Origin of the sequence: Pseudoalteromonas sp. S3431, assembly GCF_000690035.1 — a bacterium.
Classification (GTDB): domain Bacteria; phylum Pseudomonadota; class Gammaproteobacteria; order Enterobacterales; family Alteromonadaceae; genus Pseudoalteromonas; species Pseudoalteromonas fuliginea.
Genome location: NZ_JJNY01000017.1, coordinates 70,172 through 96,520 on the forward strand (window position 1 = coordinate 70,172; position 26,349 = coordinate 96,520).

General features: G+C 39.8%; 19 protein-coding genes. 7 read left to right on the forward strand and 12 right to left on the reverse strand.

Features of this window, described 5'->3' with window-relative positions:
• Positions 1-50 precede the first annotated feature (50 nt).
• Positions 51-725, reverse strand: a complete 675-nt coding sequence (locus DO88_RS13835) for a Crp/Fnr family transcriptional regulator (RefSeq protein WP_007375479.1) — start codon at positions 723-725, stop codon at positions 51-53.
• Between the two features lie 3 nt (positions 726-728).
• Entirely contained in the window at positions 729-1,382 is a 654-nt protein-coding gene (locus DO88_RS13830; protein WP_007375480.1) for a hypothetical protein, read from the reverse strand.
• A 688-nt stretch (positions 1,383-2,070) separates the two neighbouring features.
• Here DO88_RS13830 and DO88_RS13825 point away from each other — a divergent pair.
• From DO88_RS13825 to DO88_RS13815, 3 genes are all read left to right on the forward strand, one after another.
• Positions 2,071-5,037, forward strand: coding sequence for a TonB-dependent receptor (locus DO88_RS13825; RefSeq protein ID WP_033028761.1), 2,967 nt, complete (start codon positions 2,071-2,073; stop codon positions 5,035-5,037).
• A gap of 102 nt (positions 5,038-5,139) precedes the next feature.
• Positions 5,140-6,690, forward strand: coding sequence for a tryptophan halogenase family protein (locus DO88_RS13820; protein WP_033038329.1), 1,551 nt, complete (start codon positions 5,140-5,142; stop codon positions 6,688-6,690).
• Positions 6,683-8,170: a tryptophan halogenase family protein gene (locus DO88_RS13815; RefSeq protein WP_033038330.1), complete on the forward strand. Its 1,488-nt coding sequence runs from the start codon at positions 6,683-6,685 to the stop codon at positions 8,168-8,170. The genes DO88_RS13820 and DO88_RS13815 overlap by 8 nt, the downstream gene beginning before the upstream one ends.
• Before the next feature lie 311 nt (positions 8,171-8,481).
• Here DO88_RS13815 and DO88_RS13810 read toward each other — a convergent pair whose 3' ends face one another.
• On the reverse strand, positions 8,482-11,058 hold the full coding sequence (locus DO88_RS13810; RefSeq protein WP_033038332.1) for a glycoside hydrolase family 3 protein: 2,577 nt from the start codon (positions 11,056-11,058) through the stop codon (positions 8,482-8,484).
• A gap of 238 nt (positions 11,059-11,296) precedes the next feature.
• On the opposite strand from DO88_RS13810, the gene DO88_RS13805 reads away from it, so the two are divergent.
• The 3 genes from DO88_RS13805 (at position 11,297) to DO88_RS13795 (ending at position 15,260) form a co-directional block, all read left to right on the forward strand.
• The gene (locus DO88_RS13805) at positions 11,297-12,625 is read left to right on the forward strand and encodes a GH1 family beta-glucosidase (protein WP_033038333.1); all 1,329 of its coding nucleotides are present in this window, start codon (positions 11,297-11,299) and stop codon (positions 12,623-12,625) included.
• A 32-nt stretch (positions 12,626-12,657) separates the two neighbouring features.
• Positions 12,658-14,184 (forward strand): MFS transporter, encoded by a 1,527-nt coding sequence (locus DO88_RS13800; RefSeq protein ID WP_033038334.1) that lies wholly within the window; start codon positions 12,658-12,660, stop codon positions 14,182-14,184.
• Between the two features lie 74 nt (positions 14,185-14,258).
• Entirely contained in the window at positions 14,259-15,260 is a 1,002-nt protein-coding gene (locus DO88_RS13795; RefSeq protein WP_033038336.1) for a LacI family DNA-binding transcriptional regulator, read from the forward strand.
• A 19-nt stretch (positions 15,261-15,279) separates the two neighbouring features.
• Here DO88_RS13795 and DO88_RS13790 read toward each other — a convergent pair whose 3' ends face one another.
• Positions 15,280-16,224 (reverse strand): LysR family transcriptional regulator, encoded by a 945-nt coding sequence (locus tag DO88_RS13790; protein WP_033028755.1) that lies wholly within the window; start codon positions 16,222-16,224, stop codon positions 15,280-15,282.
• 149 nt (positions 16,225-16,373) lie between these two features.
• Here DO88_RS13790 and DO88_RS13785 point away from each other — a divergent pair, with 149 nt between their 5' ends.
• Positions 16,374-17,321 carry a sodium-dependent bicarbonate transport family permease gene (locus DO88_RS13785; RefSeq protein ID WP_007375489.1) on the forward strand — a complete coding sequence of 316 codons (948 nt, stop codon included), beginning with the start codon at positions 16,374-16,376 and terminating at the stop codon, positions 17,319-17,321.
• Positions 17,322-17,431: 110 nt separating this feature from the next.
• Here the strand turns inward: DO88_RS13785 and DO88_RS13780 are convergent, their stop codons facing one another.
• The 8 genes from DO88_RS13780 to DO88_RS13745 all read right to left on the reverse strand — a co-directional run bounded on the left by DO88_RS13780 (position 17,432) and on the right by DO88_RS13745 (position 26,175).
• Positions 17,432-17,947 (reverse strand): M23 family metallopeptidase, encoded by a 516-nt coding sequence (locus DO88_RS13780; protein ID WP_033038338.1) that lies wholly within the window; start codon positions 17,945-17,947, stop codon positions 17,432-17,434.
• Positions 17,948-18,024: 77 nt separating this feature from the next.
• Positions 18,025-18,291 (reverse strand): YrhK family protein, encoded by a 267-nt coding sequence (locus DO88_RS13775; RefSeq protein ID WP_033038340.1) that lies wholly within the window; start codon positions 18,289-18,291, stop codon positions 18,025-18,027.
• 151 nt (positions 18,292-18,442) lie between these two features.
• The gene (locus tag DO88_RS13770; protein ID WP_033038342.1) at positions 18,443-19,783 is read right to left on the reverse strand and encodes an SPFH domain-containing protein; all 1,341 of its coding nucleotides are present in this window, start codon (positions 19,781-19,783) and stop codon (positions 18,443-18,445) included.
• Positions 19,776-20,114: a hypothetical protein gene (locus DO88_RS13765; protein WP_033038344.1), complete on the reverse strand. Its 339-nt coding sequence runs from the start codon at positions 20,112-20,114 to the stop codon at positions 19,776-19,778. The genes DO88_RS13770 and DO88_RS13765 overlap by 8 nt, the downstream gene beginning before the upstream one ends.
• Positions 20,115-20,299: 185 nt before the next feature.
• A complete protein-coding gene (locus tag DO88_RS13760; protein ID WP_084166011.1) occupies positions 20,300-21,151 on the reverse strand; it encodes an HvfC/BufC N-terminal domain-containing protein in 852 nt (283 codons plus the stop codon).
• A 23-nt stretch (positions 21,152-21,174) separates the two neighbouring features.
• Positions 21,175-22,080 (reverse strand): MNIO family bufferin maturase, encoded by a 906-nt coding sequence (bufB, locus tag DO88_RS13755; RefSeq protein ID WP_033038348.1) that lies wholly within the window; start codon positions 22,078-22,080, stop codon positions 21,175-21,177.
• 110 nt (positions 22,081-22,190) lie between these two features.
• On the reverse strand, positions 22,191-24,320 hold the full coding sequence (locus tag DO88_RS13750; protein WP_033038350.1) for a ferritin-like domain-containing protein: 2,130 nt from the start codon (positions 24,318-24,320) through the stop codon (positions 22,191-22,193).
• Between the two features lie 355 nt (positions 24,321-24,675).
• Positions 24,676-26,175, reverse strand: a complete 1,500-nt coding sequence (locus DO88_RS13745) for a hypothetical protein (protein WP_033038352.1) — start codon at positions 26,173-26,175, stop codon at positions 24,676-24,678.
• Positions 26,176-26,349 lie beyond the last annotated feature (174 nt).

Here is a 26,349-nt window from a genome sequence, read left to right on the forward strand (position 1 = left end):
ATTACATTATCTTTAGCAATTTTGGTTCCAACTAAAAATACCCAGCCTATTTAAGCTTGTGCAGCACAGGCCTGTAACTTTTGTTTATCTATAATAGTAATACGTTGATACCCCAAGCTAATAGCTTGTAGGCTAACAAGTTGTTGCAGTATTTGATTAATAGTTTGGCGCGTTAGGTAGGTCATATCAGCAAGTTGCTGCTGAGATAAAACAAGCGGTGTTAAATGCTCTGTGTGTTCACTCAACATTAAAAGCCGATTACATACTTTTTGTTCAGCGCTTAATAATGCGTGATCTTCCATTGAGGTAAACATTAGCCGTAACTTTTGTGCCAGCAATAAACCAAACTCTTGCCAATATTGTGGCTGTTCATTTAAAAGCTGTTCAAGCGCGCGTTGGGGTACGTAAAAAAGCACAACATCAGTTTGTGCATATACATCATGAGTGCGCCGGCCACCATCAAACAAGGTAACTTCGCCAAACCACAGCGACGTATCTACAAAACTCAATACGGCTTCTTTGCCTTCGTTGCTTACGCCACTAATACGTACCACGCCGCTAAGTACGGCATAAATTCCATCGTGCTTATCACCTCGCAAAAATAATGATTGCTGGGCTTTTAGCGTGAGCGTTTTGCCTTGCGTTAATAAAAAGCTTTTTAAATAAGGGCTGCGGTTTTTAAACCAGTGTCCTTGTTCAATCACCTTTTGCTGTTGTGGAGTCATTATTTACTGCATTTTCTTATTAAAAGGCTGCCTTTCACTGACCAGCTTTTTTGGTAAATTTAAATCAGTTGCTATAACAAAGTCATCATAAGGATCGTTACCTGAAAAAAGCTCAGTTATTAGCGTTTTATTTTTATAAACATTAACGGTTACACCACTGCCCATGCCGCCTGAGTTAATAATATAATAATGATACTCGCCATTACTAAAAAATAAAATACTCTCGCCAATACGCCCTACTTGCCTGTAGTAACTACCAAATGGTGCACTTGGTGTAGCTTCTTTTTCAAGCCCTATGTCATTAATTCGACCAAATCGATAGCTCAATGATGAGTCGTCTTTAGCAACACAAATAGAAAGTACGTTATCAGTAGGCTCAAGTTTATAAGCAATATCTTCACTTGGATTACGCAGCACTTTTTGCATCTTAGCGTTTATATAAGCGGTTTCATTCATTTTACAATGTGTTGCAACTAACCCTAGTACTAACACTGGATCCTCAACGTTAGTAAATTGTTCTTGTTGTTTTGAATCTGAAGATGGTTTTACTAAATCCTCTAAATGGGCTTTTTTCTGCGAAGACGAAACTTGATCATCACACCCAAATAGTACTAATAAGAAAAAAGAATAAAAGCTCGCTAAAAATTTATTGCGCATAAAAAATCCATCTATGAGAGAACCTTTAAAATAGCGATAAAACTAGCGACTCGCAACTCCCTTATGCGTAATACTTTATAAGTTTATGGTTAAACCATATTCTGCAAAAACTACCTTACTTTTTAGTGATTTATTTAACGATTTTTTAAACAATTATTGGTTTTTTAATAACCTATTCATAAAGTGAGATAGTACCGCCGCTTGATGCGTTTTCATCAATTGCGTTTTACATAATCACTACATCGGCATTTTCGCTAAGTTAGCAAATGTACCTATTTTTTGTTGAGTGACCACGGCCGATTTATTAACTTTAGCCCTTACTAAAAGCTGATTTAAACACCTCATAACAGTGTGTAAATAACTAAATGAATCAATAACCAGCTTCCTTATAATAAAATATTGTTACACCACCATTTCAAATGGTTTTTTATAACCACCTGTAATTTATAATTTAAATAAAATCAAATCCAATAAACATACATTTTAAAAACAATTTAGTCTCATTTTATTAAAACAATAGTTGACCCTATACAAAATTTAAACTAGCATTTCTGGAAGCGCTTCCACAAAGCCTAGTTAAACAGACCTTTCTGGAAGCGCTTCCATACATTTGACAATGTTTATAACTACACAATAACAGCCCCATACAAGCTGTTAATAATAATGATAAAAGCGCGAGGGAAACCGAATGTCCAACCATATTGTAAGAAAAACAAAGATAGCCACTAGCCTATCTCTGATTTTAGGCGCATCAATCTCTTTACCTGTATATGCACAAGAAGCAAATACAGATGTTGAAGTAATTCAAGTTACTGGTTTTAAAAGCAGTATTAAAGAGTCGACTCGTTTAAAACGCGACGCCGCTGGTGTTGTAGATGCTATATCAGCTGAAGATATTGGTAAATTCCCCGATACCAACTTAGCCGAGTCGCTACAGCGTATTACGGGTGTGTCGATTGATCGCTCAAATGGTGAAGGCTCTAAAGTAACGGTTCGTGGTTTTGGCCCCGACTACAATATGGTAACCCTAAACGGGCGTACAATGCCGGCGGCATCTTTGCCTGCAGGCGGTGGTACACCCAGCTCTCGTGCTTTTGACTTTGCAAACTTAGCGTCTGATAGCGTTAAATCGGTTGAAGTATATAAAACTGGTAAAGCAAGCATTGCATCAGGTGGTATTGGCGCAACAATTAATATTAATACCGCTCGCCCACTTGATAACCCAGGCTTTGTTTCAAGCATTGGCGTAAAAGCATTACACGACTCAACAAACCGCGTTGGTGATGACATAACACCAGAGCTTTCGGGGTTAATTAGCTGGACCGACAGTGAAGCTAAATTTGGTGCCTCGTTAACTGCAAGTATGCAACAGCGCGATAGCTCATCAACAGGTGCATTTGTAAATCAATGGAATACATCAGCTTTTGACGGCACAATCCCACAAGCTGCAGACGATATTGTTTTAACTAATGCACCCGCCGTTGGCCAGCTTTATTCAATGCCATCAGATTTGCGCTACACCATTGCCGACAGAGAACGTACTCGTACAAACGCGCAATTAACGCTGCAGTACAGCCCTATTGACGATTTAACAGCCACGCTTGATTACACATATTCTAAGCAAGATTTATTCGAAGCCCGTGCTGAGCAATCAATATGGATGGATAACTACAAAAGCGCGCTAACGTTTGACGATAACACGGTAAAAACTCCTATTTATTACCGAGAAGAACGTCGCGATCAGCAAACACGCGATTTAGGTTTAGCGTTTCAAGAGTTAAACCAAGTTAACCAAAACGACTCTATTGGTTTAAACGTTGAGTACTATTTCAATTCAGAATTGAGCTTTATGTTTGATGCGCACAATTCAAAAGCCACTAGCAAACCAGATGCACCTTACGGCAGCTGGGTAAACGCAGGCTTGGGTGCAAACGTAGTTAACGCACAAGAAGTTGATTTTAGCCGCGAACTTCCATCAATGAGTATCGATTTTGATGATTGCCGCCGAGATAACCTAAATTGTAATAACACGTTAGATGCCTCTGATGTGGGTACGTCTATTTTAGATTCTAACTTTGCTCGCCAAGAGTCTGAAATAACAGAATTTAGAATCCATGGTAAATACGAAATTGAAAACGGTGCAATTGACTTTGGTATAGAGTCTCGCTCTATGGAAAGCCATTCACTGCAATCACTTACACGTAATACAATGGGTAACTGGGGTATCGAAAACCCAGGCGAACTGCCTGATGGCTACCTAAACCCAACAAACTTTTTAGCTGAGTTTGACGACTACGATACATCGGGCTCGTACAACCAAGGTTATACTGGCAGCGCATCGCAAATTGGTTACTGGGCAGGTGAAGAATACGGGTTTAACTTTGCAGCCGATGGCGCATTTGCAACTAACCGCACCATTGAAGAAGATATAACCGCAGCGTTTGTGCAATTTACTTACAACGGATACATTGGCGATATGCCATACAACATTGTAATTGGCGCGCGCCAAGAGTCTACCGACATTACCTCAACGGCTAATATCGACTTACCTAACGCAGTAGCGTGGGAAGGTAATAACGACTTTAATGTTCGTTTTGGCTCAGCTAAAGAAGATTTCACGCTTAAATCTAGCTACGATCACTTTTTACCAAGCTTTGACTTTGACATAGAAGTAATCGAAAACATAAAAGCGCGTTTTTCTTATAGCACAACAATTGCTCGCCCAACTTACGACAACTTAAGTTCAGCAGCGACTGTTGGTGTACCGGGCGCCCCTACTCTTTTAGCGGGTTCTTCACCGGCTACTGCGTCAACGGGTAACCCTGGTTTAGTGCCGCTTGAATCAGATAATATTGATGTATCGGCTGAGTGGTACTTTGCAGAAACAAGTTATGTGTCGGTAGGTTATTACACTAAAGACATCGAAAACTTTATTGGTTTAACACCAATGACGCAAAACTACTACGGATTACGCGATGCAACAGCGGGTCCTCGCGCTCAAGCTGCCATTGCTGAGCTAGAATCTCGCGGACTTGCTCTAACCGATTCAAACTTATTTCAAATGGTTGCCGCAACAGAAAATGGCGTTGATTTTGACTCTATGACTTACGAAGAGTTTGAAGCCGCTTACGATGTAATTGCTAACAGCGATGACCCATTACTAGAATTTACAGCGCAAGTACCTACCAACAATAAAAATGCCACTATTGATGGTTTCGAAATTGCCTTTCAGCACTTTTTTGGTGAAAGCGGCTTTGGTGTGCAAGCAAACTACACCACAGTTAATGGCGACATAGACTTTGATGTAAACGCTGACCCTACTACAACACAATTTGCATTAGTGGGTTTAAGCGATACAGCTAACTTTATAGCAATGTACGAAAACGATGATTTTCAGGCACGTATTGCTTACAACTGGCGTGATAAGTTTTTAAATAGCGCAGCTCGATACGTAAACGAGCCAGGCTTTACTGAAGAATATTATCAAATCGACTTTAATGTTGCGTACAACTACAGCGAACAACTATCGTTTTTTGTTGAAGGCCTTAATATTACTGAACAAAACAGCCGCGAACATGGCCGTACGTCAGTTCAATTGTGGAACCTACAACAGCTAGGTGCACGTTACAATATTGGTATGCGTTACAACTTCTAAAGGTAATACAAAGTAAAGCCGTTAGTTTTTACTAGCGGCTTTTTTGTATTTAAAACAGTATTAATGCTAGTTTAATTGTTATCAACTTTAGGGGGTTAACTCATGACCAAACCAATAACAAAAATAGTCGTTTTAGGTGGTGGTACTGCCGGCTGGCTAAGCGCAGGCTTATTAGCCGCCGAACACCCGCACCTTAATGTAACGTTAGTGGAGTCGGCAAATGTGCCTATATTGGGTGTGGGCGAAGGTACATGGCCGTCAATGCGTAATACGCTAAAGCGCATTGGCATTAAAGAAAGTGATTTTATAACCCAGTGCGACGCATCATTTAAGCAAAGTTCTAAATTTATAAATTGGCGAAACCTCAGCGAGGGAGAAAACTACTACCACCCTTTTATGAATCCACAAGGCTACGAGCACACTAATTTACACGCCAGTTGGCAACGTATTGCACCTAACCAAAAATTTGCCGACGTTGTTAATATGCAAAGCTTTGTATGCCAAGCAGCACTTGCACCAAAACAATTACAAACACCCGAATATGCAGCAGTTACCAACTATGGCTATCATTTAGATGCGGGTAAATTTGCTGAGTTTTTAAAAAATTACTGCGTTAAAAACCTAAATGTTACTCATATTACTGACGATGTAACCGAGGTTATTAACGACGAGCATGGCTATATTGCCGCATTAAAAACAAATAATAATGGCGATATAACGGGTGATTTATTTATAGATTGCTCAGGCTCTTGCGCTCGTTTAATTGGTGATCATTTTAATAGTGAGTTTATAGCGCAAGATCATATTTTATTTAATAACAGCGCTGTTGCGGCGCAAATACCTAATGCACACATCAATCAACCAATTGCCTCTGCTACGCTATCTACAGCGCAAAGTAACGGCTGGATTTGGGATATAGCCCTGCCAACACGCCGTGGCACAGGTTATGTATTTAGTAGTAAATATCAAAGTGATGAAAGCGCAACAAATACTCTAAAAAGCTACATAGCTAAAAGTACCAGTGAGCAACAAGCAGAGCAACTTACCTACCGCGTATTAAAATTCAGCCCTGGTTACAGGCAAAAATTTTGGATTAAAAACTGTGTTGCTGTGGGTATGTCTGCTGGCTTTTTAGAGCCACTTGAAGCGTCAGCACTTGCTATGGTTGAGCTTTCAATTAGCATGATAAGCGAGCAACTCCCGCAAAACCGCACCCACATGAGCCAGCTTGAAATGCGTTTTAATGGGCGTTTTAGCACGCGTTGGCAGCGCGTTATTGAATTTTTAAAACTTCATTATGTGCTAAGCAAGCGCGACGACACTCCCTATTGGCAAAATATTAGTAATTTAAATACCGCGCCCGAGCGCCTGCAAAACTTACTTAAACTTTGGCAATTTCAGCCCCCTAGCCGCTTTGATTTTATTGAAAACGAAGAAGTGTTTTCATCAAGTAGTTACCAATACGTTTTATATGGCATGGGCTTTAATACACAAACAGTATCTGCACAAAATACATTTAACGACCCACGCGCTGGGGATTACTATTATCAGCAAAATCGCGAAAAAATAGCGCAGTGTTTAAATGGACTGCCAAGTAATCGCGCGCTTTTAAATCATCTTTTATCAAACAATGGGCAGCCACACAATGACTAAAACAAACGCTGTTAAAAACGTAGTAATCGCTGGAGGCGGCACTGCAGGTTGGATGGCCGCAGCTGCACTTGCTAAACTAGTTGGTAACAATATAAACATAACCCTTGTTGAATCTGACGATATTGGCACTGTGGGTGTTGGCGAGGCAACAATTCCGCCTATTCGTACATTTCATAAATTGCTGGGTATAAACGAGCAAGCATTTATGAAAGCCACTCAAGCCAGTTTTAAATTAGGTATTAGCTTTGAAAACTGGGGCGATGAAAACACGCATTATATTCACTCATTTGGCGCAACGGGCAAAGAATGTTGGGCGGGTGAATTTCATCACTTTTGGCTGCAAGGTAAAGCACTTGGGATAAACAACCCCTTTGGCGATTACTGCTACGAGCTGCAAGCGGCTAAAAGCGGTAAATTTGCGTTTAATCAGCAAAATCCCATTAACTATGCCTACCATATGGATGCCACCCGTTACGCGCAGTTTTTACGTGAATTTTCAGAGCCATTAGGTGTAAAACGCATTGAAGGTAAAATACAAAAAGTAGTAAAAAACACTAAAACGGGCCATATAGAATCACTTACTTTAAATAATGGCGAGCACATTAACGGCGACTTTTTTATTGATTGCACCGGCTTTAGAGGCTTATTAATAGAGCAAGCATTGCATACTGGCTACGAAGACTGGTCGCATTTACTACCGTGTAACAGCGCCATTGCGGTGCAAACAAAATCAACCAGCGAAACCGTATTGCCACTTACCCGATCTATTGCCCATAAAAGCGGATGGCAATGGCGTATACCGCTGCAAAACCGTGTCGGCAACGGGTTAGTTTATTGCAGCCAATATATGGACGACGAACAAGCCAAAGCGCTCTTATTAAATAACATTGAAGGTGAGCCGCTTACAGAACCCCGTATTATTAAATTTAAAACAGGGCGTCGCTTAAAAGGCTGGAACAAAAACTGCCTAGCGCTTGGCCTTGCCAGCGGTTTTGTAGAGCCACTTGAGTCCACCAGCATTCACTTAATTATGTCGGGTATTATTCGCTTTATGCGTTTATTTCCGTTTAATGGCATTACCAATCACGCCATTGACGAATACAACAAACAACTTAAAAGCGAAATTGAAAATATTCGCGACTTTATTGTGCTGCACTACAAAGTAACTAATCGCGATGACAGCGAATTTTGGCAACACTGTAGTGAGATGGAGGTGCCAAAAACACTTCAGCATAAAATTGATTTGTTTAAACAAACCGGCCGTGTATTTTTAGACGATGGCGATATTTTTAGAGTCGACTCGTGGGTACAAGTTATGCTTGGTCAAGGCATTGAGCCTAATCAACATCACTTAATAGCTAGCATCATGAGCGATGAAGAACTCACCCGTTTTTTACACGGTATTAAGCAACAAATAGAGCAACGCGTAAGCCAATTACCATCTCATCATGAGTTTTTAAAACAATATTGCCCAGCATAAAAAAAGCCCTTACTAGGGCGTGTTGTTCTTTGGTGGTTGAATTTGCAGCAGCATATTTGGTTTTTAGGCAAGGCAGAGCCTATGTAGTGTGGTTATTCCCCATAAATAAAATGCCAAACATGCGCTGCCCGTAGGGTTCTGCCTAGGGGCAATTTACTCTTTGTTGCTCGGTTTTTACTTAGCCCACTAGGTTACAAACCTCGCGCCGCGATTAAATCGCCCCTAGATTGAACAAATTTCAATCCACAAAGATCAACACGCCCTTAGGGCTTTGAGACAACACACAATAAACTTAACTTATAAGCACTCTACTACTCACACTTTATTTTTGCTGTTTTAGCGCCTTGTGGTTCAAAGCTGATATCTGCAACTGAAACGCTAAGCTCGCCTGCCGTTTTAATAATAAAAGGGCTGGTTACTCTGGCAAAATCAACGCCCTTTTTAGCAAAGCACGTTAAATCTATACGCATGGTTTGCCATGTATTTAAATCAGCATTTTTAAGCTCATTGGTAATATCAAGCTCGCCACCACAGCCTTGTTCGCATTTCATTGCAAGGTATGTCTGTGAGCTAGGTATTTGGTTTACTTTATAGCTAAAGCTAAGGGCCGAATTAGCTTCAATGTAGGCTACTTTATCTTCGGTAAAGTTACTATTAATTTCGATATAGCTGGCTGCAGTGCCATCAAAATTAAACTGCATTGCATCTTCTTGAATCGCTTTGTCTTCAGTGCGATAAGTAATGCCGCCAAGCTTTACACTGTTACTTGCTACTTGGTGCTGCTCGCTGGTTGAATTTAAAAACAAACGCCACGGTGTTTTAAAGCTGCCATTAAATATAGATAGCGGCACAAGGTTACTAATATCAACACCTGAGTCTTCATTTAGATTATTGGCAAGCGTACTTTCATCTTTATACGTTAAGCCAAAGCCATAGGGTAATAATGGTGAGTAATCAGCATCGCCCTTATTTACTGCGGTTTGAAGTGGCGATTTAGGCCACGAGAAAGACAACTTACCTTTAAAGTCGTATTGTACCTGCCCACTTGCATCCGCTAATAAAACATCAGCAATACCTTGTCCTTCAGTGCCAGGAAGCCATGCTGCTACAAATGCATCTGACGCGTTTAGCTCGCTGTTAACCCACATTGGTCTGCCCGATATAAACACCGATACCACCGCAATACCTTGCTGCTTTAATGTTTTTAATATTTTAAGAGAGCGTTTATTGTTACGTTCAAACTCAAGGTTGTCCTTATCGCCATGTCCTTCTGCGTACGGTTCTTCACCAAATACAACAATGGCTACATCGGGTTTGGTATTAAATTCACCCGTTGGGCTTAAAATAGCGTTACCGCCAGCAGCCTCTATTTGTGTTTTTAGCCCCGCATAAACAGACGTTCCCCCTGGGAAATCTGCATTTTGATTATTAGTTCCCTGCCACGTAATGCTCCAACCGCCCGATTGCTTGCCTATGTTGTCGGCCGCATCGCCTGCAATCAGTATGTTACTAGACGGGTTAAGCGGTAATAAATGGTTGTTGTTTTTAAGCAGTACTAACGACTCTTGTACCGCTTGGCGGGCAATATCGCGATGTGCAGGTGCGCCTATTAGTTCTAATTTACCTGAATATTTTCGATTTGCGGGGCTAGGCTTATCAAATAAACCCGCGCGTAATTTAACGCGTAAAATACGTGCTACGGCGTCATCTATTCGCGCCATTGTTATTGTGCCCGCTTTTACTTGTTTAATTGTATTTTCATAAAGTGGCTTCCAAGCACCCGTTGGCACCATAAAAATATCAAGCCCGGCATTAACAGCTTGCGGGCAGCTTTCATTTGTACAGCCGGCAACTTGTCCGTGCCCGTTCCAATCTCCTACAACAAAGCCATCAAAACCCATTTTTGTTTTTAACACATCGGTAAGTAAGTATTTATTGCCGTGATTTTTTTTACCATTCCAGCTATTAAACGATGCCATAACCGACTGACTACCTGCTGTTAAGCCACCTATATAACCTTGCGCATGAATATTATATAACACCTCTTCGCTATCAATGTTATTGCCTTGATCGTCACCATCTACAGTGCCGCCATCGCCTAAAAAGTGCTTAACGGTACTAATTACGCGTTTATCACTTAAAAAGTCCTCATCGGCTCTGCCTTGCAATCCGTTTACAATTGCGGCTGAATACTCACGTATAATTGCAGGGTCTTCTGAGTAGCCTTCGTACGTTCTGCCCCATCGGTCGTCGCGCACAACCGCAACAGTCGGTGCAAACACCCAATCTATGCCTGTTGCCATTACCTCTATTGCAGTAGCTGCTGCAATTCGCTCAATTAATGCGGGGTTATTAGCAGCACCTAAACCAATATTGTGAGGGAATAACGTCGCCCCAATCACATTATTATGGCCATGTACGGCATCGGTGCCCCACATGGTTGGAATTTTACTGCCATCAATTGAGTCATCAACCGAGGCCTGATACATGCTTTCAGCAAGCGTTATCCAATCTGCAGGCGTTGCATGCTTATTAGCATTCGGGAACGAGCCACCGCCATTTAAATACGAACCAAAACCATATTTGCGCATGTCTGCAGCAGTTATATCGCGAATTTCAGGTTGGATCATCTGCGCTACTTTTTGCTCAAGCGTCATTGTTTTTAAGTACTGTGCAATCGTATTTTCAATTTCAGGCGTTTTAACTACTTTGCTTTTAAGCGTTGGCCAAAGTGATAAATCACCTTGCTCATGCTCAGTCTTTTTTACTACGTCGCCTTGGCTATTATTTGCGTTAATCTCTTGTTTATTACACCCACTTAAAACGCACAATCCTCCAATTAAAATGGGGAGCATGTGTAACCTGTTAGTGTTTAAGCTTTTTTTCATTTTTATAGCCCTGTGTTGTGTCAGTGTGATTTTGTGAGCGCCTATTTGTTATTTAAATTTAACTATTGACCTGTTTAACAATAGCCACTAACCTAAATATGGAAGCGCTTCCTTAAAGTTATTAAATACCATACTTAGTGATTAATCAAATTAAATATGGAAGCGCTTCCAATGATAAATTTAATATACGCTCTATACAAAGCAAACTTTACCAAAAAGAAGCAGAGGTTTTCTCTTAATGAAACAATTATCTTTACCTAGTGGCTCACCACTTTTAGCCAAAAATTTTACTTATGGTGTAGCTACGGCCTCATTTCAAATTGAAGGCGGCGCAGCTGATCGCTTGCCATGTATTTGGGATACCTTTTGCAGTAAAGAAGGCAAAATAGTCGACAATTCAAATGGCGATGTAGCCTGCGAGCACTACACTCGCTGGAAAGACGATATAAACTTAATTGAATCATTAGGTGTAGACGCTTACAGACTTTCGATTTCGTGGCCACGCGTAATGACTAAAAATGGTCACTTAAACCCGACAGGCGTTAAGTTTTATACCGACATTTTAGATGAATTAAAACGCCGTAACATTAAAGCTTTTGTAACGCTGTATCACTGGGATTTACCACAACATATTGAAGACGAAGGTGGCTGGCTAAACCGTAACACCGCTTACGAATTTGCCCATTACACAGATTTAATTACCAAAGCATTTGGGGAACGTGTGCACTCTTACGCCACCTTAAACGAGCCTTTTTGCAGCTCTTACTTAGGTTACGAAATTGGCGTACATGCGCCTGGCATTGTAGGTCGCGAATTTGGTCGTAAAGCCGCGCACCACTTATTACTAGGTCACGGTTTAGCTATGCAAGTACTTGCTAAAAATAGCCCAAACACGCTAAACGGTATTGTGCTTAACTTTACGCCTTGTTACTCCGTTACCCAAAGTGAAGAAGATTTAAAAGCCACTGCATTTGCTGATGACTATATAAACCAATGGTACATGCAACCTGTAATGCAAGGTAAATACCCTGATATTATTAAGCAATTACCTAAAGCCCACCGCCCAGATATTTTAGATGGCGACATGGAAATAATTGCTCAACCGCTAGATTACCTAGGGGTTAACTTTTATACCCGCATGCATTATCAAGCAAGCGAAACCGACTTTTACCATGAGCTGCCACATAAAGCGCCAATGACCGATATAGGCTGGGAAATTTATCCTAAAGCGCTTACAGAATTACTTGTATCGTTAAACGAAAAATACACCCTACCACCTATTTATATTACCGAAAATGGCGCAGCCATGGCTGACGAATTTAAAGACGGTGAAGTGAGAGACAACGACCGTATTGAATATTACCACGAGCATTTAAATGCCCTACATAACGCAACCGAGCAAGGCGTAAAAGTAGATGGTTACTTTGCGTGGAGCCTAATGGATAACTTTGAATGGGCAGAAGGATATTTAAAGCGCTTTGGAATAGTACACGTAGACTACAACACACAAAAACGAACTGTTAAATCCAGCGGTAAAGCGTACAGTAACCTAATAACTAGCCGATAATTTATCGGCTTATAACAATAAGAACACACACAGTGAACAAACTCCCTTTATACGAAAAAGTCGGTTACGCCATGGGCGATGCCGGCGCTAACTTAGTATGGCGCGGCGCGCTTGCTTATTTAGCGGTGTTTTACACCGATACATTTGGCATATCGGCAGCCGCCGCTGCCATGCTGTTTTTGGTGGTAAGGCTATCAGATGGCGTAACCGACATTATTATGGGTATGATTGCCGACAGAACGCAGTCGCGCTTTGGTAAATTTCGCCCGTGGATACTCTACTCGGCACCGTTTTTGGGCTTGTTTATGGTGTTGTGTTTTACTACACCCGACTTTAGCACCACCAATAAACTTATTTATGCTTACGTAACTTACATAGGTTTAACGCTTGCTTACACCGTAAGTAACGTGCCCTACTCGGCACTTATGGGCGTAATGACACCAGACGATACAGAACGCACAAAGCTCTCTGGTTTTAGGTTTGCAGGTGCGTTTACTGGTGGCTTATTGGTTATGGGTTTTTTACCTGAGCTAGTGGCATTTTTTGGTGGTGGCGACAACGCCAAAGGCTATCAGCTTACTATGTACTTATTTGCCAGCTTACTTATTATTTTAATGATTATAACGTTTGCGACTACCAAAGAGCGTGTAACACCGCACGCCTCAAATGAAGGGAATTTAAAATCAGAATTGTTTGATTTAACCAAAAGCCTGCCATTTATAATCCTACCTTTGCTTGCTACCACCCTGTTTTTTTATTACCGCGATTTATACAGCGGGGTATTTTTTGCCCTTGTTATGGCTGCAATGACATTCGTTATTAAAAAATTACTCAATAAAGATAAGCAAAGCCTAACAGGTTCACAGCGCGACATGGTTGATCTTCTGACCAACAAACCTTGGCTGGTATTACTCGGCATTGGTTTTTTAACCATGATGTTTAATGGCATAAAATACGGTGTAATTGCGTACTACTTTAAGTACCACGTAGCCAATGAACTTATGGCTGGGCAATACTTTATTGCCTTGTTGGTTGTATCTATATTAGGCGCACTTGCCACGGGTAAACTGGCCGAAATTATGGGTAAACGAAACCTATTTATAGCATCATTAATGCTAAGCGGCATACTCACTACTGCATTTTACTGGGTGCCTAGCGATAACCTGGTCGCTGTATTTACCTTTGGTTGCGCTGCTGAATTTTTTGCCGCGATGATGCCAACATTATTTTTTAGTATGCTTGGTGATTCAGCCGATTATTCAGAGTGGAAAAACAAACGCCGCGCTACAGGCCTTATTTATTCTGCGGGTACATTTGTGCAAAAAACCGGTGGTGGTTTTGCCGGTGCATTAGTATTAGTGGTACTTGCAGGCTACGGCTATAACGGTATGGATGAGCTAACAATTACGCAAGCCCTACCTGGTATGCAGTTACTTATGAGCTGGATACCTGCCGCATTTGCTTTTTTAGGCGCCGCATTGATGCTTATTTATCCGCTTACTTCAGCGATGACGCAAAAAATAACAGAAGACTTAGCAATTAGACGCAGTAATGTGTAAATTAACTTTTAATGACCCTTCGCGCTTTATATTTTATAAAGCGCGATTAAAAACACATATAAGCTAGGACATCAATGGCGACAATTTATCAAGTATCAGAAATGGCAGGTGTGTCTTTATCAACTGTTTCAAGGGTACTTAACGACAACGACTACGTAAGCAAAAAAACTAAAAAAAAGGTATTAGAAGCAATGAAAGAGCTAGGCTATCAGCCAAGTTCTATTGCTCGCTCTTTGGCGTCTAGCACTACAAACAGCGTCGGTATTTTAGTTTCTGAGTTGGATGGTCCGTTTTTTGGTCAAATGATGTCAGCCATTGAAGAGCACCTTCGTATCGCGGGTAAACACGTGATTATTACCCCTGGACACAGTGACGAGAAAAAAGAAAAAAGCGGCTTTGAATTTTTAATAGGCCGTAATTGCGACGCTATTATTGCCCACGTAGAAGCGGTATCAAACGAGTACCTAATTGAGTTAAGTAAAGGCAAAACCCCTATTTACTTAATGAGCCGCTACGTTAAAGAAATTGAAGAAAACTGCATTAGCCTCGACAACGTAATGGGCGGCTACTTAGCCACTAAAGCCATGATCAACAAAGGTCATAAAAACATTGCGTACATAGCAGGCCCGCAGTTTAAAGAAGACGCGTCAAACCGTTTAAAAGGTCACAAACAAGCCCTAGCAGAGTACAACCTAACCTTTGACGAAAACCTATTTTACATAGGCGACTTTAAAGAAACCGGCGGCAGCGACGGATTAAGGCATTTTATTCAAAATAAAGCGCAAATAACTGCCCTTGTATGTGCCAATGACGAAATGGCATCGGGTGCTATGAAATACGCCCGCGAACACGGTTTTAACCTACCAAAAGATTTAGCCATTATTGGGTTCGATAACGTAATTTTTACCAATTACCTCTACCCAACACTGACTACAATAGATAACCCAGTTCCCGAAATGGGCCGAGCTGCGGCTAACTTAGTACTTAAAGATATTTATAAAAAAAGCGGCATAGCAGTAAAGCGCGTGTTTCAGCCAAAGCTTATTTTAAGAGACTCAACACCGGATATTAATTAACTTTAAACCTAATTTAAATCTAGTTTAAATCTAAATTATGTAACTCATTGCGCACCCACTGCGTATCTAAATATTGCTCTACGTGCTGCTGCGCAAACTTTAAAAAGTTACGTGCAGCATGCGATATGTACCTATCTGTTCGCATTACAAAATACCAATGACTCGCTAAATGGGTATCGGTTACGTTTAACACTTTAAAACTAGTATCGTCTGTTGCAAGAACATGGCGTGATAAAACCGCAATACCCATACCCGATGCAACCGCGACGCGTATTGCTTCATTACTCGCCATTTGCACGCTATCGCTCAGCACTAACCCTCGGCTTTGTAACTCGCTTTCAAATAACATACGTGTTGCTGAGCCATTTTCTCGTAGTAAAAAACGATACTGCATTAAATCAGTTAATTTAACGGCTTTTACATGAGCTAACGGATGGTTTAGCGGCACTATAAATTCCAGTGGATTATGCAAAAAACGCGCAGCTTGTGCGTGTTCAAGCGACGGCGGGTGGCTAAATACATAAATATCGTCTTCCCCTCGCTCAAACCTATCAAGCACCTCAGCCCTGTTACCTATTTCAAGCGGGAGCTCAACATGGGGATGTAAATTACTATAAGGTCCAAGTAGTTTTGGTAAAATATATTGCGCCGTATTAACCATTGCAATTTTACAACGGCCGCGCGATCCACCATTAAGCTCGGTTAAAAAATCTTGGTAGTCTTCAAAATGTCCAAATACCTGTTGGCATGTTTTAAATAGCTCAAGCCCTGCATCGGTCACGTGTAGCTTTTGCTGTTGTATAAGAAGTAGTGGCTCGCCTACCGCTTCTTGTAATCGCTTTATTTGTAGCGATACCGTAGGCTGTGTTAAGTGTAAGCGCCTTGCGGTTTCGCTTATTGAACCCGTTTTAACCACGCTCATAAATACTTCAAGCAACCTAAACGATATATGCCGTAAATCCATACCTACCTCATAATGTACCTAATAATAGTTACCTAATAAGCAACTCATAGATAAAAACCTATAACTAACTCGTATTTATTTTATTATTTACTATACAAAGTTTTATCTACAATAGCGCTACTTAATTTACCACCTAGTAAGGAAAGCCAGTGCCAGATATCGTTGTTATGTTTTTTATTTTAGGATTAGTAGCGGGTATTTTACGCTCTGATTTGGCCATTCCAAAAGCCACCTACGACACACTAAGCTTATTGCTCATGTTAACTATCGGCTTAAAAGGCGGTATGGTGCTGCACGGTAACTTAAGCTGGCAACTACTTCCCGAAATGGGATCGGTTATGCTCCTTGGTGCACTTATACCCCTTACGCTTTACCCTATTTTAAAATACGTTATTAAACTCTCTGTTGCTAATAGCGCCAGCATTGCTGCACATTACGGCTCAGTGAGTGCAGGTACATTTGCTGTTGCGCTGGCCTATGCCGAGTCAGCTAAGTTAGTTGTAGGCGCAGAAGTAACCCTTTATTTAGTGATGCTAGAACTCCCAGCAATCATTGTTGGTTTATTGCTTTACCGGAAGCTTGATAAAGAAAACGGCCAAAATAATGAGCTGTCGTTAAAAGCCCTTTGGCACGAAACTCTCACGAACAAAAGTGTGATTTTACTCGTTGGCGGTGTAGTAATAGGTATGATGTACGGCACGGTGCAAGGCAGCCAGGTAACTAGTCTTTTAACCAGTAGCTTTAAAGTTGTACTTGCATTATTTTTACTAGAAATGGGTTTAGTCGCCGCGCAAACTCTACGCCCTATCCCTTGGAAGCATTGGAAACTAGCGGTATTTGCTATCGTCACCCCGCTATTTTTAGGCACGATTGGCACAGCAGTAGGCACACTTTTAAATTTAGAATTAGGCTCGGTAGTTATTTTAGGCAGCTTAGTAGCCAGCGCCTCATACATAGCCGCACCCGCTGCAATAAAGGCGGCAATCCCTAAAGCCGATATTGGTCTTGCTATGCTGAGTTCACTCGGTGTAACTTTCCCGTTTAATGTGATTGTTGGTATTGGTTTATACCACCAGCTCGCAGTAGCAATGCAGTAAACGAAAAATCAGTATTAACAATTAAAATTTATTACTTTGAAGCTGTTAAGCCCATTTTATACGGGATTAACAGCTAAATTAAAAAGGTCATTTTATAGTAAATACAATGGTCACTTAATCGTTAATTTTTTATGTGGGCTCAAAAAAAACATCTTTTTCCACCCTTGATTTTGCGTTGTAAAAAGCCACGGCATGGGCACTAATGATAAAATAGAATAATGCACATGAGGCTGTTTTCCTGCAGCATTTCCAGTATCGCCCAGTAAACCAATTTGACTGTTTATGCTCACTGTATCGCCAGCACTTACACTGTACTCATTTAAATGTGCAAAATAATGCACGCGCCATTTTGGCCCAAGTACAGCAACCGCTTTACCACCTCGGCTTAACTCACCTGCAAATATAACAACACCATTTGTTGAGGCAACTACAGGAGTGTTCTTTATGCCAAAAATATCAATTCCTTTGTGCACGCCCGACCTACCCCAAGGCTCGTACCAAAACGTGTTATGGTTCCAATCTTTACTTGTGGCACCTTGTACCGGAATCATTATTTTTTCGGGAATTAGTAAGCCTATAATCAATACAGTAGCAATGCCAATTGCAATCCACTTAAGTACTTTCAATGCTCTATCCTTGATATTTAAATAACTTATATTGGTAAATTATTAGCCATAATAACTGAACTCATCATGAGTCGTGTTTATGCTGTTTTATTTGAATGAAATACCCGACTAACATGTACTAAGCTGATCAACTTCAAAACAGGTTTTATAAGCAATTGGGCACTGCCCGCTATAAACAACCATGTGCCACTTTCTATTAGTGAGTCATTTAAAAAGAAAAAACTGCCAATTAAAAACCATACAGCAATCAAAAAATCGTTAAACGCTCCCAGCGCTTCATATCGTCGCTGAATGGTAATATGCTCTTGCCCTAAATCTAAAATAAATTGATTACTGGAATCCATAAGTACTGCTCACTCTTTTATTTCATAATTTAAAAAGCTTGTTTTCACAAGCTAAGCTGCACCATACAATAACAAAATTTACGCAATAAAAAACGCTGGCCAATGCGAATCAGCCAACGTTTTTTTGTTTGTTCAATACTTAACTAATCGTTTATTTTTTCTCTTTTTCTAAACGCTTTTTAAGGCTTAATGCAGCATCGGCGGCTAATAAACGCATAAATTCAGAGCCATTACTTTGCTCGCCTTGGCCTGCGCCTATTACAATTTCAGGCACTAAACGGCTATTACCTAAGCTTGTAAATAAGGCGGTTTGAATTTTAACTTCTGCTTTTAGCGTTTCATCAAATACATACTTTGGATCAAGTGCCGCAGATTTAGCTCTTAAACGAGCCTCAGCTAAAACGTCCATACCTAATGCTTCTAAACGTTGTTGCTTTAAAATCTCTTCTTGCTCTTTTGCAAGCTCCGCTTTTACAGCCACTCGTTGCTGCGCAGAAATAATAGCATTTGCCTTAATTCGTTCAGCATCAATTTGCTCTTTGATTTTTAGCTTTTCAGATTCAGCACGTTGCTTAGCAATTGCTTGTTCACCTAAAGCCACTTCAGTACGTGCTTGTTGCTCAGCTTTTTTAAGATTTTGACGCGCTAGTGCTTCATCAGCAGCTGCTTGCTTTTGGGCTTCAAGGCGAGCATTTACTTTGCTTTCGTAGTCAATATCAATAATGCTGGCATCAACTACTGTAATACCGTAAGCGCCTAAAATAGGTGCGTTACGCAATGTATTACCTTCATCGTCCACTTTAATATTAATAGTGACACGTTGCTGTTTACTTAAATTACCTAAATCGTCAGATTTATCGCGCTCACCTGTACTAATAATTTGTTCAGTAACAAAAATACCGTTGGTTAATTGATCAGCAAAATCTTGGCTTAATTGACCATTACCACCAGAGTAGTGTTGCTCTACCGACATCATACGCGCCGACGCTTTTACATTTTCAGTGGTTGCACGCATTAATAAATTAGATATTAATGTTTCTTGTGAACCAAACTCTTCGTGTATTTTAAGTAAACCACGTAGAGCACCCGACTCAGCTGCTGGTACATTGCCTGGTAACCTAAAACGAGAAACACCTCGTGCGCCGCCCGTTGTGGTATCTAAAAATCGAATTGGTATTAACGGCACAATTGCGCTTGCTGTTGCACCGGCATCGCCCGTAAAATTAATCGAAATTACTTTTTTATAAGCAGATGTACTACCAAACGCTTTTAAATAAGGGCCGGCTTGATTTATTACGGTTAAGTTACCTGTAAAAGCCGATTGATGTACTAAACGCTCATCTGCTTCATTCCACGAAACAACTTGCGATGTAAGGGTTGCTATCACTACCAATACAACAACAATTGATGACACTATAATTACATTACGACGACCAAATCGACTCATAAATGAGTCACTTTTTACTGCTGGGACTGCTTTTTCGCTATCCATTTTTATTACTCTCCATGTTTAATTTCTTTTTCACAAAGTAAATAATTTCCTGTTCACTCAAATGTGCGCAAAAGCTACCAGAGCGATGTAAGTCAACAAATGTTGCGAGGATTTCTTCTTTACCTTTAGCTGTTTTATGTTGGTTTTCTTGTGTTTGATTTTTTTCTGTTAGTTGAGTGATTAGTTCATCCACTATCGTATCTTTATCAAACAGTACGTTGTATTCCTTGGATTTTCTTACCCGACTTTTATTTATATTGCTGTAAATTACATAAAGCGCAACGCATAAAATAATAACAAGTAAACTTAACCCTATAATATAAAAAATCATAAGCTCTACTTAAATTAGTTTAAATACTTAACGAGCAATAACAATTGTAAATATTGCTATACAAATGTTAAGCCGATAATTTTACAGTAATGCTAGGTAAAAAACAGATTAAAAAGTGTTTAATAAATAAAATAGAGTTTAAGCTGTAATTTAAAAGCCGGAATAAAGTGATATTTTTGATTATATTAATAAGTTACTTTAAGTAATCCATGCACAGTAGCGTTGGGCAGCCAGAACAATAAACGCGCTAATAAATCACCTTTATCTAAACCAGTGATTTTTGACGTAATTTCAATACAATTTGATAAAAGAGGCTCTTGCTCACACACTTTTAAAAATTCAAACTGCCAAGATTCAAGCGCTAATGTACTTAATTTATAATTAATACGAGACAAAGCGACAAAATTTAATTTTGCTACAGGCATATCATATCCATCATGTAATTGGAGCTTTTCCATCAATGGTATAATTGGGTAAGCTAATTCAACTAAACGTAAACAAGGAGGTGTTTTTACAGTAAGCTTTTGTTGTAGTATCGAAAAAAAATCTAATACAGCGAGTTCATCTTGCTCTCCTTCAAATCCTTTAGCTAATGATACCTCCGCCTGCGCTCGCTCAACACGAGAAATTTCAGCCGGCAAAGAAAAAAAGGCTTCCTCCTCAGAGCTATAATTACCTTCTGGGCGAGTACTTTGAAGAAACAGTGAAAATCCAACACCTAAGTCATACAAGCTTGGCTTTTCCGAGGGAAGAGTAACAATGTATGCTTTTGCAAAATCTGCAAAAACTATTTCCCCCATAAAGCTCTCAAGAGTTGGATATTCAGATTTTAAGCATTCAACTAAGCGCATAACATACCCTGCAGCATATATGTTTAAGCGGCGAAAAAATGTTGACCTTTCTTTACCTTCGGTTAATAACTCCCAAGATAAATCAGTATGTGCAGAAGCTTGCATCACTTTTTCTCTAAGATCGCCACGTACAACTAACATCGTCATCATCCATTCTTGTGTTTTCTTCAGCGTTACTTCATTCATACTTTGATCTAACCATATGTTATTTAACGGACTATTGGAGTAGAGAGTGCTATTGTGTCATTCATTGTACTAAAAATATTATCTGTGCTTGGCATGGCACCTCTAAGAACTGAACGCGCTTTATTCAATTCAGTCACTAACGTAGGAAAGTCAGGTATATTGGCATCCCATTCTAGTAAAGTAGCAATATTACCGCCAGCAAGTGACTGAGCCAGTCGATATAAATACCACACTTTTTCAGGCACGGGTCTGTCATGCGTATCAATAAGGCAGTCTCCCATTAATGTAGGTCCTGCTAGGTGTATCTGCACAATGTGATCATGAGGGAGATTTTTAATAAATGTTTCAGGGTCATAACCATGATTATAAGATGACACATAAACATTATTTACATCTAGCAACAGTCCGCAGCCAGTTTGATTAACTAGTTCTGATAAAAAGTCCCATTCAGTAAAAGTATTTTGTTGAAATTCTAAATAACTAGAAGGGTTTTCAAGTATTAATGGGCGTTGTAAAAAATCTTGCACATAATGAATTCTTGAAACCACATGCTGAAAACTTTCCTTAGTTAGTGGCATAGGTAAAAGATCGTGACTATTAACACCCATTGTACCTGTCCAACAAAGGTGATCTGAAATCCATTCAGGTTCGATTTCATGAGCAAGTTTTTTTAGCTTTTCAAGGTATACCTGATTTAAGGGATCTGTACTGCCAATGTTCATTGACACACCATGCATTACAATCGGTTTTTTTGCACGGACTTCTTCTAATACGTGACGAGCATAGCCATAATTATCAATAAAATTTTCACTAATTATTTCAAACCAATCAATCCCCCAGTCTTTTTCATTCATGAGATAAGGGAAATGCTGTGTTCTTAATCCAACCCCAAATCCCAATGGCTCTAAATTAAGCATATTTTTCGTCAAAATGTTGGTCCTTATAAATGAGTAAAGCCCCCATAAAGGAGCCTTACGGTTTATAGCTGTGTAATGGTGCACTGAATTGATTACACTAATTTTGCTATTGAAAAAATCGCTTAAGTTGAAGGCGGTAATACCAAGCGAATATCAGATGGTGCCGGCGATGAAGGAATATGAATGGATTTATTATGGCCACTACCTTGCACTTTCACCAAACCTTTTGCAGCACAGTAGCTGCGCCATGCAACATCGTAAACAGCTTCACCTTGGTGATAAGGCATAGAGTTTTTTTCAACAACAGTAGGAGGTAACATATCTCTTGCAACTAATTCTGGCCATTGTATTTCTTGTCCATGAAAGTGTGGGGCTTCGCCAAATTTATATAACTGCATTTCATAGTTAGCATCACTTTGTGCAGGGTAAAGTTGTGATGCTGAAATAGGCACAGCGCAACCTCCCAAACTGCCACATAAATTATCTGCTGGCGCGCTTTTTAATCCTGCTGCCGCAGAACTACCGCAATTACCGCCACCCGTTGCGCTTTGCACAAAGCCACAACCACCTTGTGTCTTACACTCGTTCGACCCTTTACAGCTGTGATACGCCAATTTATCAGCACACACATTCTTATCATCACCACTACTTTCATCTATCGCCATACCTTGACACGCATGATACAACTGTTGTTTTGTTTGATTTTCAATACCTGTAACTAGATCAGGACAACGGCCCGTAACAGCCCAACAAATAGAAACACGATCTCCAGAGCCACCCATCGCAGGCGAAGGAAATTGTGACTTAGGATCAGCCCAATATTTGTTCAGTGATGTTGTAATTCCTTTAATGGTACCAACAGCAGAAGAGCTAAAAATAGTAAACGTATTATCTATTTCTGCTGGTGAACCTAATCGATTTAAAGCCGCTGCAATATCGGATGTTTTAGGTAGGTGAGGTGCACCATCAATACCTAGCATTGCATCATTCCAAGGTTTATCTGGGTTATTTTCATGCCATACATCCCAGGTAATATAATCATCTTTAGCTATTAAGCTTTTAACTTCATCGAATAGTTCAAAATGATCTTTCCCCCCATTATCAAAGCGTGCTTGAGCAGAGCCTGATGCAGCCGCTGTAGGATTTCCTTGATCATCATACCCTGGGTAATCTTTAATTAAGCCCTCTTTACTCGGCTGAAACTTAGATTGCACGCTACTGAGCATACCCGCTTTTTTTGTTTGAGCTTTCTCAAACGAAACCGCCCAAGACTCAGTTACCCAACGCTCTATAATCGTTTTAACCACATCATCACCTTCACCTTGGTCAGTAATAGCATTAATATTATTGATGAGCTGTAGTTTTACGTTATTCAAATCTTGAGTTGTACATTCTATTTCAGTTTTAATACCTGGATACTGCTTAGCTTCTCTCGGTGGGGTATTATTAAATTGATCTCGCTGTAAGCCATTGTCTTTTGCAGGTGAAATTAAGTGCCATAGTAAATGACTACCATCGGAATAAGTAATCTCTAAGTAATCCCAATAACACAAGTACATATGACCAATAGAGCCAAATAATGGTAAATCAGTTTCTCCCATACTCGGTGTAAACCAATTAAATGGCGCTGATTCAAAATACTTCGTTCCCACATCGCCGTTTTGCCGCTTTACTGGAGGGTTAAATAACATCTCATGTCCACGCTCAGCTTTTTCTTCAATCGCTAAAAAAAGATCGACCTGCGCCTCATTCATTGCCCTCAGCTCTACTGTTAACTTACTTAAATCAGGATCTTTGCCCTTCCAGTCTGTAAAATCTAAGATATGCGGTATTAATGTTGAATTTGCTTTATAACAATGCCAACCATAATCGTCGCTTTGTAATGCTTTACTTGTAAAAATAGGCGTGACACCTATCGTGCTAGCCATATTAGAAGCTAACTGTAGATGCAACATCTCTTCAATAAAAACGCTGTATACCTTATTAAACACATTTTCATTGGTTGTTAGTGGTTTTTCCTTAGTTGCGGCCGTTGCACCAGAGCCTGGCCACCAGCGCCCAGCGTAAAGTTTACTTCCGGCACTGTTAATTTGATGCATTCCCTTTATAGAATAAAGCGATACCATATAAATCGGAATAGTGAAAAGCTCAACATTTATAGCAGCTTGAGCTATTGCTTTTACGCACGCTAAATCGGCTTTGAGGTGACTAATGTTACGGTTTTTAAGTTTAGTTATTGCTTCTTGCTGCATTGTAGTTTTCTCCTAGATATTAATACCCCGAACACCTTAAAAACTTAAACACGGATCATTTAAGTATTTTTAAATATGTTCCTTCTAAAATACTTTAGCGTACGGGATAACATCTTACTATTACACCAATATTACATGCGTTACAGCTGAGATTAAAACCACATAACCAAATGATTTATAAGGACATTTAGTTAAAAGCAAAAAACCACGGTAGGTATTAACCTAACGTGGTTTTTAATGTTGAACATTTTGTCGTTTTATCCAAAGCGCTGAAAATAGCCGCTTGAGATAGATTTATTATCCAGAGTTCAGGTTAATTAGCATAAATAATTAACATTCATACTTTAAGGAGAAACTATTCGCATGGCCCCCAATCAACACCGTTTTCACCGCATTCATACAGCGTTGTTCCATCTTCTCGGCGAGTCTCTCTAAACCATTGCCCTTCAATTGTTTTAATAATACGTACGTTGTCTGTGGTTTTGTATTTACGCCAAAAGCTAGCATCAATAGATGTTTCGTCATCAAACTTATAGGGCATAGCAGCGAGTACAGTAACTAAATCTTGAGTGTCTAAATCAGCAGCTTTGTCTTTAACATTTACCCAATCAGATAATGTTTGAAAGTCGGCATTTTCCTCTCTAAAGGCAAAGTCAGTTTGGTAAAACGATTCTGACTCAGTATAGCTAATGCTAAAACCTCGCTCGAACGGTGTATCTAAATTAGAACTAACGCATTCATCCGCTGTTGGGAAGTTAACCGACGGGCTTGTATTATCAACGCTGTAACGCACATTACTTTTCTCAAAACTAACGTTCTCAATACTAGAGCATCGGTAAGTACGATCGACGTTAATGTATACATCATCTCTAACTCTTAATTTTCCATTTAACGACTCTTCGCCCCAAGGCGTATCTATTGATTGAAGTTGAGTTAAAATAAAATCAATTTTATCGAGTTCGTCTGTATTTTTAAGCTTTACTTGCTCATGAAAAAACTCAGTGCCCGCAAAAATAACTTTGTCGCGGTACCATGCATTTTCAAACCCATACTCTGCATCTTTTGCTGTGTCTTGGTAAATCACTGCTCTTACTTCTTCTGCATCAGGAAACTGAGCATCTAGCTCTTGCTTGAATTTATAGGCCGCTTTTAACCCCTTAACAATTGCTTGTGCTCTGTCGTAAGCGTCGCTGTCGTTAGTAGCGATAAAATCTGAGTAAATTTGTTCCGTCGACAAATTATAATGCGCAACCAAGTTTTGCATTACATTTGTTATTTCGCTTTGAAGGTTTGCAAGTAGCTCAATATTTTCCTTAAGTGCATCACAACTTAAATTATTGTTACCACTTTTTTGTAATTGAAGGCTCAACTGCTCCCAAATAACGGTTGTTAAAGGTGATATATTTCGAATATCTTCATCAGTCAAAGCCTCAATTGAGGGCGGAAATGACATTTGATACGCTTGTGTTACCTCTCCTAAATCCTCGTCAATTGCGCCAACAGGTACATCAACATACATAGTTGAATACGGCACACACAGCGCCTGCTCTTCTGTAAAATTAAAACTATAATTACCCGATTCTTCAGAGACTACAGAAGGTTCTGTTTGCTCGTCAAAAATACCATTGCCATCAATATCTAGCCATACTATTGCACCAGATACATAGCCATCAATAACCTTTCCAGTAAGAGAGATGGTGTTAACTTCTACTGGGTCTACCTTCACTGGGTCTGCATTGACTACTACAGACTCTGCAACGGGCTCTGCAACGCTCGCTTTATCATCGCCGCCACATCCAACAAGGCCTAGCGTAAACGCTAATGAAATAGCTAACTGACTTTTTTTAAAAAACATACAAAGACTTCCTTTTTTGTACTTTAATTATTATTAAAAATCATATTGTTATAAATTAAATGAATTATTTTTATAAAAAATAAGTAATACCAACCTGCTTATATATGAGATCTATTTAACGTTAAGAAAATTACGCTAGAACTAGGCAAAAAATTTTTATCTAGTTGTTCTAAA

Bases quoted from the DNA above. Each gene is read 5' to 3' on its own strand.
- DO88_RS13810 (WP_033038332.1), bottom strand. From the start codon at position 11,058: ATGAAAAAAAGCTTAAACACTAACAGGTTACACATGCTCCCCATTTTA.
- DO88_RS13760 (WP_084166011.1), bottom strand. From the start codon at position 21,151: ATGAATGAAGTAACGCTGAAGAAAACACAAGAATGGATGATGACGATG.
- DO88_RS13825 (WP_033028761.1), top strand. From the start codon at position 2,071: ATGTCCAACCATATTGTAAGAAAAACAAAGATAGCCACTAGCCTATCT.
- DO88_RS13765 (WP_033038344.1), bottom strand. From the start codon at position 20,114: ATGATTTTTTATATTATAGGGTTAAGTTTACTTGTTATTATTTTATGC.
- DO88_RS13815 (WP_033038330.1), top strand. From the start codon at position 6,683: ATGACTAAAACAAACGCTGTTAAAAACGTAGTAATCGCTGGAGGCGGC.
- DO88_RS13830 (WP_007375480.1), bottom strand. From the start codon at position 1,382: ATGCGCAATAAATTTTTAGCGAGCTTTTATTCTTTTTTCTTATTAGTA.
- DO88_RS13750 (WP_033038350.1), bottom strand. From the start codon at position 24,320: ATGCAGCAAGAAGCAATAACTAAACTTAAAAACCGTAACATTAGTCAC.
- DO88_RS13835 (WP_007375479.1), bottom strand. From the start codon at position 725: ATGACTCCACAACAGCAAAAGGTGATTGAACAAGGACACTGGTTTAAA.
- DO88_RS13775 (WP_033038340.1), bottom strand. From the start codon at position 18,291: ATGGATTCCAGTAATCAATTTATTTTAGATTTAGGGCAAGAGCATATT.
- DO88_RS13820 (WP_033038329.1), top strand. From the start codon at position 5,140: ATGACCAAACCAATAACAAAAATAGTCGTTTTAGGTGGTGGTACTGCC.
- DO88_RS13805 (WP_033038333.1), top strand. From the start codon at position 11,297: ATGAAACAATTATCTTTACCTAGTGGCTCACCACTTTTAGCCAAAAAT.
- DO88_RS13790 (WP_033028755.1), bottom strand. From the start codon at position 16,224: ATGGATTTACGGCATATATCGTTTAGGTTGCTTGAAGTATTTATGAGC.
- DO88_RS13770 (WP_033038342.1), bottom strand. From the start codon at position 19,783: ATGGATAGCGAAAAAGCAGTCCCAGCAGTAAAAAGTGACTCATTTATG.
- DO88_RS13795 (WP_033038336.1), top strand. From the start codon at position 14,259: ATGGCGACAATTTATCAAGTATCAGAAATGGCAGGTGTGTCTTTATCA.
- DO88_RS13745 (WP_033038352.1), bottom strand. From the start codon at position 26,175: ATGTTTTTTAAAAAAAGTCAGTTAGCTATTTCATTAGCGTTTACGCTA.